Genomic DNA, 13,251 nt, shown 5'->3' with positions numbered 1-13,251 from the left:
ACAAAGAAGATCAGACCAATCAGACCGATCAGACCGATCATCAATCCGATCCGTCCGATCCGTCCGATCCGTCCGATCCGTCCGATCCGTCCGATCCGTCCGCGATAACAAGAAACCAGATTCGGCCCGGAGGGCGCCACACTCACCAAATTCCCGCAAAACCAACACCCATCGGCACCAAGGTCGGTCGCCGTCTGCGCCACCCATCAGCAGCACCGTCCCTGTCGTCCCTTCCCCTTCGCGCCCCTCAGCCACCCCACTGCTTGAAAGGCCACCGCATGAAACTGTCCATGATGTCCTACACCCTCGCCCGCCGGCCGGGTTTCACTCTCCCGGGCATGTTTGCCATGGCCAAAGACCTCCGGCTTGACGGCGTCGATATGGTCACGCTCTACGACCACCCCGCCCGCGAAATCCGCACCATGGCCGCCGACCACGACCTCCCCATCGTCGCCTACACTTTTTTCGCCCATGAATTTGCCAAAGACAGCGACTTGGAACGCCAACCGGGCGTGGACAAGGCCAGGGCCGGCATCGACACCGCCGTCGAGCTCGGCGCGCCCGTCGTCATGCTGCCACCCGCGCCACCCGCCGATTGTCGCGACGCCAAACGCTGCCGCGACAACTACATCAAGGGCCTGCAAAAAATCGCCGACTATGCCACCCAGGCGAAAGTCATCCTCACCGTCGAAAACTTCCCGGGGCTGTACTCGCCCTTTGTCACGGCCGACGACTTCCTCGCCGCCCGCGCCGAAGTACCCAGTCTCATGCTCACTTTCGATAACGGCAATGCCGCCTCCGGCGAAGACGTCGCCGCGTCCTTCACCAAGGTCGCGCCCTACGTCGCCCACGCGCACTTCAAGGACTGGAAAATCCGCCCCGACGCCGCCGAAGGCTGGCGCCCCATGCGCGACGGCCGCTACTACCAGGCCGCGCTCATCGGCGAAGGCAATATCGACCAGAAGGCGACGGTCGCCGCCATGAAAAAAGCCGGCTACAGCAAATACATCAACATCGAATACGAAGGCAATGACTACTCCGGCGACGAAGCCATGCGCCGGGCCGTCGGCTACCTGCGCCATATCATCGCCGAGGCCTAAGCGCCCCCACGGCAGAGGCCACCGGCCAAATCGTCCATCCCCCAAATCCAACCACGCCTCTGTCCATGCCCCCGGGGCATCCACAGAGGCGCGTTCGTTTTCGGCCACGTTGCGTCCCCGCTTTCCACCCGTGCTATATTGTGCCTGTTTCGAGACAGCTCCCACATTTTATCACCCTCCAGGAGACCGCGTTATGAGCACTGCCCAGCCCTTCTCCGTCGTCGCCGATTTTCCCGGCGCGAACATCGCTGTCGACCGCATTGACGGCAACGACGTCTACATCCACCAGGAACTGCGCGGCACGAGCCCCTGGTGGTTCCACTGGGCCTTCCGGGTGCTCAACGCCAATGGCCGCAAGCTCTCCTTCCATTTCACCGAGCGCATCACCTTCCCCACCATGGGCATCGCCGTCAGCACCGACTGCGGGACCACTTGGCACTGGACTGGCACCGACGCACTCTTCCCCATAGAGCAACCGAACGGCTTCAGCGTCATGGTCCCAGGCGGCGCCGACGACATCCGCTTCGCCATCACCATCCCCTACCAGCAGAGCAACCTCGATCAATTCCGCCACGAATTTCCCCAACTGCGCTGCGACACCCTCTGCCACAGCCGCCATGGCCGCCCCGTCGAACTCCTCCACACCGGCCGCACCGACGGCCTCGCAAACTACAGGCTCTACCTGAGTGCACGCCATCACGCCTGCGAAGCCATCGGCACCTGGCTCCTCGAAGCCATCATCCGCGCCGCCCTCGCCGATACCCCCACCGGACTCTGGTTCCAGGAACACGTCGAAATCCTCGCCGTGCCCTTTGTCGACAAAGACGGCGTCGAAGAAGGCGACCAGGGCAAAGACCGCCAGCCACACGACCATAACCGCGATTACGACGCCGGGCTCTACCCCGAAGTCTTCGCCATCAAAAAACTCCTGCCTGCATGGATCGGTCACAGCTCCACTATCGCCCTCGACCTCCACTGCCCAAGCATCGGCGAAAAACGCGCTTACATGGTCAAAGTCGGCGACAAACAGAACCTCGACACACAGCGCCGCTTCGTCCAAATCCTCGAACACTGCCACGCCGGCCCCGGCGCCTTCCTCGAAAGCGACCACGGCAGCTGGGACAAGGGCGGCAACGTCTACGACAATGGCCTCCAGTCCACCCGCTGGCTCAGTACTCTCCCCGGCATCCTCCTCACCGGCACCATCGAAACGCCCTACGCACAAATTCGCGACGCAGTCATAACCATTCCCGTCATCCGCAGCTTCGGCGAGAGCATCGCCAAAGCCCTCCGCGAGCTATGGCTTTCATAGCCCCACACGCTTGCTTTCCGCCGTTCACGGATCACATTATGCACTCGCATTTTCAGCCGGAGAGGTGGCTGAGTGGTCTATGGCAGCGGTCTTGAAAACCGCCGTACCGAAAGGTACCGAGGGTTCGAATCCCTCCCTCTCCGCCATTAAACACAACGCGCTGTATAACAACATGTTACACAGCGCGTTTTTATATTTATAGACTAAGGGCGCTTTGTCTGCCCGCTCCGCACGCATCATTGCCGGCGTTCCAGGCGCATATCGTCAAGCCACAGCGTGCCGACGGCGCCGTCGAGGCCGACGCCGATCTGGGTCGGGCCGAGATTTTCCGGGACGACGAAATCCAGCGTCACCGGTGTCCAATCGAAACTGCCCATGGGCAGATACGCCGTGGTATAACGGCGCTTCTCCGGATGCTTGTAGTGCATGAAGCGCAGTAGCGGCTTCATCCAGCCCTCGGTGCCGGCGGCAATGCCCTCGCCCTTGGCCCACACCGACAAACGCCACGTCTCGCCGGGCTTCATGGCGCCATCGGGAAGCGGCTGGACCAAATTGCGGAAACTACCGGCAGCGCCGACGATTTTGGCGGAAGCCTGACCATGCCGCACCACGTCGCCACAGAGCCCGGCACCAGCCGGGACTGCCCAGGGACTGTGCTGGCTGATGATCTGCACGAGCTGAAACAGCCACGGCTGCGGCAAAGACTCGAAGGACGGATCAGCCAGCAACGCCACAGCGCCCTCGCCAGCCGGCGCCGACGGCGGCAGATTGAGCACGGCTACCGCGCCGGCGGCAACCGCCGCGCTGGCATCTTGGCTCACATCCACCCAGCTGCTGACCGCGCGCCATTGCCCCTGCAGCTCGTTGCTCGGCAGGCCGTCCTGCCAGGCCAGGAAAAGACAGCGCCCATGAAGGAACAAATTGTCGGGCTTGGGGCCTTGCCAGATGATGTTTTCCAGGCGCAGTTGCGGCTGGCCATCGTCGCGCAACAGATGAATGGCGTCCGGGAACACACCGGTCAATTTGCATTCGACCTCGCGGCTTTTGCCGGCCAGGCCGCTGGCCAGCAGTGCCTGTTCGCGATACAAACGCACGCCCGTGGCTTCCGGCGCGATCATCATAAAGGCCGAGAAGACCCGCTCGCCCTGCGGCGGCCGCAGGTGCCGCTGAGCGCAAGAAAAACCGAAACCGCTGCCATTGCCCAAAGTGTATTCGAGCACATAGTCCAGCGGATGGGCCAGAATGTCAAAGCGGTAGGTGCCTCGCGGTTGGCTGTTGAAACTGAGTATGAGGTCGCCCGCGGCATTGTGGCTGAAGCGGGCGAAGGCCTCCACGTCGTGATGCGCCTCGTAGGTCTTGCCTGCCTCGCCATAGCCAGCATCGGTATAATAACGCGTGTTGCTGATCACCGGCTCCCAATCGCCATTTTCCAGGCGGCGCGACAGAGCGCTGATCGTGCCGGCGCGGCTAAGGCGCAAACGCAACCGCCCATTGTCAAACTCCCAGCCACCGGGCATCACTCGCAACCGCGGATCCCCCGTGGCCACACTGCGCGCCGATACGGACTCCGCTACCGGCGTTGCCGCGCCGAGGGTGAAGCGATAGCTGTCCTGGCGCGGACGCTGCGGGCTATCCGGCGCCGCCCACATGATGAAGACATGGGGATTGTGGTCTTCGCCGAGTCGGTCAAGCAGATACACCGCGCCGGGCAACGCATCGGCGGCAAAACGCAAGGCCACGCTGCCCGCCGGGCTCTGGAAAGACAGCAGCGCCTGATCGGCGCTCAGCCCAAAGGGATGTATGAGCGAATGCCAGAGGACATTGCCGCCCTGCGGCAAGTGATACACATTGCCTTTGAAGGCATTGGCCAGCGGATGCCGCGTGCGGAAACGGTCCTCCCAGGCTCCGCCTGCCGCCTGCACCCGCCAGGCTGCAGGCGCGCCAGCCAAGGGCACCCGCAACAGCAGCCCGCTATGCTCGCGCGATGCCGCCGCCGGCGTGATCCGGAACTCGCGGCCGCCATCAGCCAACGCCTGGCTTTGCAGCTCAATGCCATACTGGGCGACGTCCGGCAAGGCGCCGCCGGGACCAGCCAGCGCCGTTGGCAACGCATGGCGACTGCCATCCTCGCCAATCACAAACAGCTCCACTGGCAAGACAGCCTGGGCATCGCGCGGCGTAGTATCCGCCAGCATCGGCGCCAACGCCGGCGCCGACGGGGCGTCGCCGCTGGCGCTCAGGCGCAGGACGGTGAATGCGTAGGGCGCCAGTACCAGCTCGGCGCAGAGCTCATCGCCGTCCCTGCAGATGGCCACCGGCTGGTCCTGCCACAGGTCCCATGCCTGCACCCGGCCGACCGTAGCGTCCGGCCAAAGCGCCGTCGGCAGCTGCAGTGCGATTTGCGTGTCCCTAGCGTTGAAATTGATCAGCGGTATGGCGATTTTGCCGTCATGCCGACGCAGGCAGGCAAAAACGCCGTCGGGTGTGGCCGGCTGGAGGTAATCCGCCGTGCCGTCGTGGAGTTCCGCAATGCTGTTGCGCAAATGGAATATCCTGCGGAAGATGGGGCTGTGGCCATCTTCCATCTCGTAGAACACCATGGGAATGCCGTATATCCATGCGCTCATGGCCATGGCGGCGCGCATGGGCTCGGGCCCGTATTGCCACTCGGCGCGCAGACTGTCATGGCTTTCGATATGGCGCAGGCGCACCAGGTCCTTCACTTCGCTCTGCTGCTGCTCGTGAAGCCAGCGGCGCAGATTGCGCACAAAGTCGCCGGCCGGCTGGACCTTGCTGGCGGGCAGGACCCCGTAGCACATGGCAAAATCATAGACCGCGTCGCTGACCGTGCCGTGAATCGTGCTGCCCACCTCCGCCAAGACGCTCCCCTCGGGCTGCAACGCCCGCACGGCCCCACGGATCGCCCGCTGCATCGCCAGACCGCCCTGACTCTGCGACAAACTGGCGCGGGCGTAGGGTATGGCTGGATTCCAGTTCATGATGTTGCTGCCACTGCAGGCGTCAATGCGGTAGCCGTCAATGCCGAACGTGCGCACGTAGTGATCGGCGACGCCGCGCATGTAGTCGATCCAGGTCGGCCAATAGAAATCAAAACACCAGTAGTCGAGGGTGGAGCCGTCTTCTTCTTGGAGGAGCCATTCGGGATGCTCGATAGCACGGGGATAGTCGTTATGGCCACCGTGGGGAACAATGTCCTGCCAGACATGCAGGTCCAACTCGTGCGCCGTTTGGACCAGCTCACGGTACTCATCGGCGCTGCCGATACCGTCCTGCAGCTTGTAGTAGTCCCGCGGATGATAGGTGCTGTAATCTTCAACGGGCAACAGCCACAGAGTATTGCAGCCCAATTCGGCCAGGCGCGAAATCTGCGCCGTGCTGGGCTTGAAGCCACCCCAACCGCGCGCGGCATTGCCCACATTGATGCCGGGATGAAATGAATAGAGGGTCACTCGCGGCACCCACGCCGGCCGATCGGGCGGTATCACCTGCCCGCATTGCTCGTACCACTCGTGCAGGCGACGCAACGCGATCTCGGCGTCGTTGTCCTGCAGCCACAGCCAAAAGTCGCCCACGCTCTGAGCAACATCGGGCCGGACATGACCGGCTATGCGCGCACTTTGCCGCACCAACAGCGCGCCGGGCTGCTCCCGCCCAAGAACCGAACACGCATCGGCATCCGGCCGCGAGCGATCACTCAGCCAGACCACGCTGCACGCAGGGTCAAGCTGCGCCAATAAGGCGTAGGGGTCGCTGCCGGTCGACGGCTGCAAACCGGCGCCGAAGTCCTTCGCCCGCCGCTCGCCGAAAGGCGGGAAGATGCTCGGGAGAGTATAATGCGCCTCGGGCGCCATGGCCAGCAATGGCGAACACTGGCGAAATTCGCGGATCTTGCTGTCGTTCTCACCCAGCCAGGTGATCTCAAAATGCCGCCGCAACTGCCCGGTCGCCGGCAGGAGCTGGTAGTCCGTCCGAATACGCCAGGAGCCCAAGCGACAGACCACGCGCAAGGTGCCCGTGCTCAATGGCGTGACGCTCTCCAGCTGCAACAACGCCCCGCCACCTTCACTCGCCCAGCGCCGGTCTTCACCGAGGATGTCAAAGGGATGCGACTGCAGCCCCGACAACACTGTGCGACCATCGCGGCTCAGCCCCGTCCACGCACCGCTGCCCTCGTCAATCGTGATCGCCAGGCGGCTATCGCCAAACTCAACCTGCGCAAAAACCAGCAAGGGACACAAGGCCAACATCAACACGAAAGTCTTCATACGCGTCCACTGCCTTTCACAGCCTTAACCCATTGTCGCTTGCACGACCACCGCCCCGGCCAACCGCGCGTCAGCCAGCGCTCTTCATTCCTGCATACACCCCCCAAAAACGGCCCCACTAGCCACCCAAGGCACCAATGACTCAACGTTACTTAGGGTCGTCAGCAGAACCAACCGACCTTGTGCGCATAGCCAACCACCGCGCCAGCGCCGGCCCCTTGAAGAGCAGCACGCCCCCCAGCAACACGCCAACGCCAGGACCAACCTGGCCGAGCAACTGCTGTTGATAAACCACAAACCCATCTCCGCCATACCGCCACCGCTGCAGCACCAACCACAGCACGCCATGAACCAAGGCCGGCAGCCAGCGCAACAGCGCGTAGAGTCCAAAACACTGGCACACTAGCCCCGCAAGCATGTCGTGGCCTGGTACGACTTTCATACACTCTTCCGCTACATCCTTCAGCAAAAAGTCCGCAAGAACCGCCGTCCGACACAACAGCCACCAGATCACCACGAGAAAGAAAAGAGCGGTCAAAACCAAGTATATGCCCGACCCTAACAACAAGGAAAATGCGCCATCCGGGGCGCGCTCCGACTGGATAAGCACAAACCCCATGGGCAGCATTCCCCAAAGCTGGACAAAAACGACCACGGCCAGCAGCCTTAAGGCAATGATGGTTAAGGTCCTTATGCTCATGATCCACTCCCCGTCCTTTCCTCAAGAGTTCTGCACGCAATCCCTCGTGCCTGCGCATCGCCGCCCAAAATGACAGCGCAAACATATACAGACGCCGATAACTATCAAGCCGCCTAAGCCAAAACCCGCAAGAGCGCGGTAACCGGTCACCCATTGAGAATGGCGGCCTGACATGCCGCCGATGTCAATCCCAGGTAAGCAAGTGAGTTCCATTGCCCCTTTTGCCCCAGTCAGCTTCGCCGACTGGGGCAAAAGGGGCCGAGGAACACGAACATGGTCGCCGTTGTACCCAGGGCGGCGCACGCTTTCAGCGTGCTTGCCCTGGGCTGGTATGTTTCGCGCTTTCAGCGCTTCTGCCGCTTCGCGGCCAGGGAAACGGGCGCGTTTGACTCAGCCAGAAGCTCTATGGCTCAATTCTCAATGGGTGACCGATTACAGAGCGCGGGTAATCGGTCAGTAACCACCCCGGTGGGGAAAATACCGGGGACAATTTGCAGGAAACCCACGGCCCGCCGCCGCCCGGCCATTGGACCTTGATTTCCGCCGACCTTTGCGGCAGCGTGTTTCATAGGAGTAACCACCCCGGTGGGGAAAATACCGGGGACAATTTGCAGGAAACCCACGGCCCGCCGCCGCCCGGCCATTGGACCTTGATTTCCGCCGACCTTTGCGGCAGCGTGTTTCATAGGAGTGATTGACAACCAAAACTGTGGTGCCTCTACGAGGCACAGTCTATTGGCAGGCTGCGTCCCCAGGCTAAAGCCTGGGGTTAAGCATGGTTAAGCGCCTACGGCGCAAAAACATAGCCATTGAATGATGGCGGTTTTCGGCCCGAATCGGACAAAGCCCCCCGTCTGACCGGCCAAGTTCGGCCCGGAGGGCCGGACCATGCATAACCCCTGGTGAGGCGCCCGGAGGGCGCCGCAACCAGGGGTGTGGCAACAACTTCGAATTGCGCCCGGAGGGCGCCACATTGGCTTGACACGTCCCGTCTCACCGCGTCGGCGGTCTGTCGGCCTCCAACTGCCATGGCTGACCGATCGCATCCAATTGCAATCGGTAAGTGTACACCCCGGCGCTTCGCTGGGACAATTTGCAGGAAACCCACGGCCCGCCGCCGCCCAGCCATTCGATCTTGATTTCCGCCGACCTTTGCGGCAGCATGTTTCATAGGAGTGTACACCCCGGCGCTTCGCTGGGACAATTTGCAGGAAACCCACGGCCCGCCGCCGCCCAGCCATTCGATCTTGATTTCCGCCGACCTTTGCGGCAGCATGTTTCATAGGAGTAACCACCCCGGTGGGGAAAATACCGGGGACAATTTGCAGGAAACCCACGGCCCGCCGCCGCCCGGCCATTGGACCTTGATTTCCGCCGACCTTTGCGGCGGCGGGTTTCATAGGAGCCATCGATGCCAGCCATTCCCAGGGGACGCCAAGACCAGCTGGGACTCCATGGCGGCGACGCGCTGCTGCTGGTGCGAAGACTCACGTCTCACGTCTCACGCCCCATGGCCGGAACCGTGGGGACACCCGGAACCGTGGGGAATGACGCATTGGACTTAGGGGACTGATTGGGTGACCGCTTGGACTTCGGGGATCGGTTGCCTGACGCCTCGGACTGATTGGGGATACCTGGAACTCCAGAGACTCTTGAAACGCCACCGTCTCGGCAGGTTCCGCCCGGAAATGAGGGTGATGACACTATTGCATATGGAGCTGCAATGAAGCATAGTAAAGCGCTTCCGGGTAAGTCCTTGCGGAAGAAATCGTCAGCTGCTTCAGTCGCCGAGAAAGGATGTGCCATGATCTCCCAACGTCTGCGCTCGCTCTTGCTGTTGCTCGCCGTGAGTGTCTCCTGGCCAGCCATCGCGCAAAACGCCGCCGACCAAGCGCCACCGCCAGCCGTCGCCAATCTCATTTTCAATGCCAGTTTTGAGCTCGGCGATGCGGGCTTCGGCTGCATGAAATTCCTCCGGCCCGACACGAATCCCGAGTTGCGCTACGACCGGCCCGTCATTGACGCCACGACGGCGGCCAGCGGCAAGCAGTCCATGCGCATCCCCAACGGCTTCGTCGAAGAAACCATGTTCTACGGCCGGGAATTCCCCTGGGAACCCGGCGCCGACTACACGTTCTCCGCGTGGATGAAAAGCACGGTGGACGCTCACCCCGTCCATATCTGGCTCTGCACCGCCACCTGGGCCGGCGCCCACGGCAACTTCACCGTCGGAACGGAATGGACGCGCTACAGCTTCACCTTCACGGCACCCGCCGGCCGTAACAACAACATCGCCCACCTCTCAGTCTGGCTGGCACTAAAAAATATGACCAATTGCCCCGCCGCCGATCTCTGGGTGGACGATATTCAGCTCAACCCCGGCAAAGAAGCGACGCCGTTTGCCCACGGCCACGCCATCGATATGGCCGTCTCCGCGCCAAAGCTCATTGAGAAAACAGGCGACACGGTCGAGGTCGACCTGCAGTGCGACCTGATCAACTACACAGCCGAGCCCTATTCAGGCACGCTGACGCTCGCTGTCGTTGACGACTACAGCAAAAAAGAGGTCGCCGCGCCGACCCGCCCCGTGACCATCACGCCCGGCGAGCCACTACGGGTGAGCTGCCCCGTTGCCATCGCCCGCTATGGCTCCTATCGGGTGCAGCCTCGCCTTTCCGGCCCAGCCAGCGCCAACTGCCACGAAGGCTATTTTGCCGTCATCGGCCATTACCAAAGCCGCCCCATCGATCTCGACCAGGATTTCTGCGTGGGCATCAACCTGGCAGGCGGCATCGGCAGCGACGCGCGAGTCCGTTATGGCTGGCAAACTCTCGGCGGCGATGTCCGCGAAGAGTACGTCAAACTGCTGGCAAAAATGGGCTGCCGCATCATTCGCGACCACGACATCTGTGCCAAGGCCTTCGGCTGGCACATCAATGAACCCGAAGAAGGCCGCTTCGATTTCACCTGGGCCGACCGCATCACCGACCTCTATCTGAAATACGGCATTCACCCGCTACCGGTTCTCCACGGAATCCACCGCCCCTCATCCCAACCCCATCGAATGGGTTTCAAAATGCTGGAAGAAATCGGCGAGAGAAAACCGGTCTTCCTTGACAACAACCACCAGAGCAACGCATTCGCAGGCGATCTGCTGCTCGGCCCCGACCCGCTCTGGCGACGCTATGTGCGCACAGTCGCCGAACGCTACCGCGGCCGCATCAGCCACTACGAAATCTTCAACGAGCCGAATCTCTACATCTCACCCACGGACTACATGCGCTTCCTCAAATCCGCCAGCGAGGAGCTGCGCCGGGCCGACCCGACCTGCAAAGTCATCGGCTTCTGCTCCACCGGCGACTTGGCCGGCGCCGGCAAAAGCGCCGACTATCTCAAGCCCTGCTTTGAGCAGGGCGGCTTGGACCTCGCCGATATCGTGTCCTTCCATCCCTACGATTCACGGCAACTGTCATCAAAAAATCCCGCCGACCAGATGATCGACACCTACCGCGCGCTGATTCGCGAGCACGGCCGTGATAATCCGCTGTGGAACACCGAGCTGTACTACCTCACCGATGGCAAAAGCGACAACCCGAATATCGACGATATTCCGAATCGCTTTCTGATCGATCTCGGCGAAGGCGTGCGGCAGTCGTCCTGCCTCCCGGGCTATAGCCCCATCTTCACGACCCTGCTGCTAGAAAAGAGCTTCGCGGGCGTAACCCGACACGCGATTGAGAGTCTGCCGGCCCCCGCATATGTCATCAACAATGCCCTGGCACGGCATTTCGAAAGCGCCCGCCCCCACGCCAAACTGCGCTGGCCCCTGGATACTATCTGCTACGTCTATGAAGGCGCCGACGGCCCCCTCGCCGCTTTCTGGACCTACGGCACCTACACCGATCTGCACGTGCAGCTGCCTGCCGCCGACGGCGTCGCGCTCTGCGATATGTTCGGCAATGTCCTGACGCCGCCCGACCGCATCGCCCCGCTATCCGGTGAGCCCTATTACCTCGTCGCCAGCAACAACGCCAAGGGCGAAAAAATCACCATGGCGGAATTCAAGCAATGGCTGAACGGCGTGCAACTGGGCAGCGAAAACCCCATCGCCGCCGATCTGCGACAGCTCATGGCCACCGCCACGACGACCACGGCCTGCCTGGAACTGCGCAACTGCCAGAACGCCACCGTCACCGGCCAAGTACGCGTCCGCGCCGACAAAGGCCCCTTCGGACCATCCACCTCCTTCAGCATCGCCCCCTTCGCTCTCCAGGTACTGCAAGTGCCCATGGTCTATACGGCGGAACACGGCGACAATCTATTGCTGGCCGAAATCACCGTCGGCGACCAGGTACTGACCAAGCAGGCCACCCGCCGCCTCCCCTTCGTCTATGATGCCCGACCCGGCATGGGCGAGGCCGTCGCCTGCCATAAACGCGGCAAGGGCTGGAATCTCAAACGCGACCTCGCCACGACCTTCCAAGCCGGCTACGACGACCAAACCCTGCGCCTGCGCATCCAGGTCAAAGACAGCGCGCCCTCCGGCCCACCCAATAACCGCAAGTCGTGGGAACAAGACGGCCTGGAACTCTTCTTCGATACCCGTCCCGACCTCCTTGAAGGCAGTCTCGCCGAAGCCGAACGCTACCACGACAAGGTCGGACGCATCTTTGTCCTCCCACACGAAGAACCAGCCAAACAGCTGACCTTCACGCCAGCGGGACTACCCGGGCTCAATACCGACGCCGTCCGCTGCCATATCTCGCAGCACGACGATGGCTACGATGTCGAACTGCTTATCCCCCGAACATCCCTGGACCTGACCGGCCCGCTCGCCGCACGCTGCGTCGGCTTTGAACTGGCCGTCAACGACGCCGATGGCCCGGAACTCGCCCCCTTCCAGCAGACCTGGAATTCCTGGGGCAACCACTTTCGCAATCGCTTGAGTTTTGGTATCATGCGCTTCGTTGAGTAGCATTGAGGTATCAACTGCGGCGGCCTTGCCAAGCACGTGGCAGACCCAACTGTGGCATGGCCGCCGCATTACCTTCACCCATAACACCCGCCAAAACATCAGCCACGCCGCGGGCCACGTCAGCCCCTACGCCGTGGGCGAAGTCGGAGCAATCATCGGCCACCCGAGCAGAGGCCCGGAAGTCAAGCACAACGCCGTGATGAACACACACCGCCAACAACAACCTTATCACTCTACGGAATCTGCATAACATGGACATCATCCTGGGCCTCATTGTCGGCATCAGCCTCAGCGCCGCCTGCGGCTTCCGGGTCTTCGTGCCGCTGCTCATCATGAGCATCGCCAATATGACCGGACACCTGGAACTCGCAGCCAATTTTGCCTGGCTGGGATCATGGCCGGCACTCATCGCCCTCAGCGCCGCCACCATCCTCGAAATCGCCGCCTATTACATCCCCTGGGTCGATGAGTTGCTCGACACCATCGCTACCCCCGCCGCCATCGTCGCCGGCACCGTCGTCACCGCATCACAACTCGGTGGCCTACCGCCCGTCCTCCAGTGGTCCATCGCCGCTATCACCGGCGGCGGCGTCTCCACCGTCGTCCAGGCCGGCACCGTCGCCGCCCGCGCCACCTCAACCCTCGCCACCGGCGGCCTCGGCAACTTCATCGTCGCCAGCGGCGAAGACTTCGGCGCTTTCCTTATCGCCATCCTCGCTATCGTCATGCCCATCTTCTGCATCCTCGCCGTCGCCCTTATCTGCTACAAACTCCTCCGCATTACTCTCTTCAGAAAAACACAACCACAACCAACCTGCTGACTGCCACTAACCCAACACACACCAGACACCACCTTTCCACACCGCCCGTCTTGACAA

Annotated in this window: 8 protein-coding genes and 1 tRNA gene; 7 read left to right on the top strand and 2 right to left on the bottom strand. The window is 62.1% G+C overall.

Annotated elements, in window-relative coordinates:
- Positions 1-278: 278 nt before the first annotated feature.
- The 3 genes from J3R75_RS14180 to J3R75_RS14170 all read left to right on the top strand — a co-directional run bounded on the left by J3R75_RS14180 (position 279) and on the right by J3R75_RS14170 (position 2,558).
- On the top strand, positions 279-1,100 hold the full coding sequence (locus J3R75_RS14180; protein ID WP_307262730.1) for a sugar phosphate isomerase/epimerase family protein: 822 nt from the start codon (positions 279-281) through the stop codon (positions 1,098-1,100).
- A gap of 193 nt (positions 1,101-1,293) precedes the next feature.
- Positions 1,294-2,412 (top strand): M14 family metallopeptidase, encoded by a 1,119-nt coding sequence (locus J3R75_RS14175; RefSeq protein ID WP_307262727.1) that lies wholly within the window; start codon positions 1,294-1,296, stop codon positions 2,410-2,412.
- Positions 2,413-2,470: 58 nt separating this feature from the next.
- A tRNA-Ser gene (locus tag J3R75_RS14170) sits at positions 2,471-2,558 on the top strand.
- Between the two features lie 90 nt (positions 2,559-2,648).
- Here the strand turns inward: J3R75_RS14170 and J3R75_RS14165 are convergent.
- On the bottom strand, positions 2,649-6,698 hold the full coding sequence (locus tag J3R75_RS14165) for an alpha-amylase family glycosyl hydrolase (RefSeq protein WP_307262724.1): 4,050 nt from the start codon (positions 6,696-6,698) through the stop codon (positions 2,649-2,651).
- A gap of 148 nt (positions 6,699-6,846) precedes the next feature.
- On the bottom strand, positions 6,847-7,398 hold the full coding sequence (locus tag J3R75_RS14160; protein WP_307262722.1) for a hypothetical protein: 552 nt from the start codon (positions 7,396-7,398) through the stop codon (positions 6,847-6,849).
- 491 nt (positions 7,399-7,889) lie between these two features.
- Here J3R75_RS14160 and J3R75_RS14155 point away from each other — a divergent pair, with 491 nt between their 5' ends.
- From J3R75_RS14155 to J3R75_RS14140, 4 genes are all read left to right on the top strand, one after another.
- Entirely contained in the window at positions 7,890-8,096 is a 207-nt protein-coding gene (locus J3R75_RS14155) for a hypothetical protein (RefSeq protein ID WP_307262719.1), read from the top strand.
- Positions 8,097-8,573: 477 nt separating this feature from the next.
- Positions 8,574-8,963 carry a hypothetical protein gene (locus J3R75_RS14150; protein ID WP_307262717.1) on the top strand — a complete coding sequence of 130 codons (390 nt, stop codon included), beginning with the start codon at positions 8,574-8,576 and terminating at the stop codon, positions 8,961-8,963.
- 239 nt (positions 8,964-9,202) lie between these two features.
- On the top strand, positions 9,203-12,373 hold the full coding sequence (locus J3R75_RS14145; RefSeq protein WP_307262715.1) for a sugar-binding protein: 3,171 nt from the start codon (positions 9,203-9,205) through the stop codon (positions 12,371-12,373).
- Positions 12,374-12,624: 251 nt separating this feature from the next.
- Positions 12,625-13,194 carry a DUF4126 domain-containing protein gene (locus J3R75_RS14140; RefSeq protein WP_307262713.1) on the top strand — a complete coding sequence of 190 codons (570 nt, stop codon included), beginning with the start codon at positions 12,625-12,627 and terminating at the stop codon, positions 13,192-13,194.
- Positions 13,195-13,251: the final 57 nt, after the last annotated feature.

Origin of the sequence: Oligosphaera ethanolica, assembly GCF_030814695.1 — a bacterium.
Lineage (GTDB): Bacteria > Verrucomicrobiota > Lentisphaeria > Oligosphaerales > Oligosphaeraceae > Oligosphaera > Oligosphaera ethanolica.
This window is presented reverse-complemented; position numbering and strand designations above follow the sequence as displayed.

What these genes read in the sequence shown, in the direction of transcription:
- J3R75_RS14180 (WP_307262730.1), top strand. Translation starts at nt 279, where the DNA reads ATGAAACTGTCCATGATGTCCTACACCCTCGCCCGCCGGCCGGGTTTC.
- J3R75_RS14175 (WP_307262727.1), top strand. Translation starts at nt 1,294, where the DNA reads ATGAGCACTGCCCAGCCCTTCTCCGTCGTCGCCGATTTTCCCGGCGCG.
- J3R75_RS14165 (WP_307262724.1), bottom strand. Translation starts at nt 6,698, where the DNA reads ATGAAGACTTTCGTGTTGATGTTGGCCTTGTGTCCCTTGCTGGTTTTT.
- J3R75_RS14160 (WP_307262722.1), bottom strand. Translation starts at nt 7,398, where the DNA reads ATGAGCATAAGGACCTTAACCATCATTGCCTTAAGGCTGCTGGCCGTG.
- J3R75_RS14145 (WP_307262715.1), top strand. Translation starts at nt 9,203, where the DNA reads ATGATCTCCCAACGTCTGCGCTCGCTCTTGCTGTTGCTCGCCGTGAGT.
- J3R75_RS14140 (WP_307262713.1), top strand. Translation starts at nt 12,625, where the DNA reads ATGGACATCATCCTGGGCCTCATTGTCGGCATCAGCCTCAGCGCCGCC.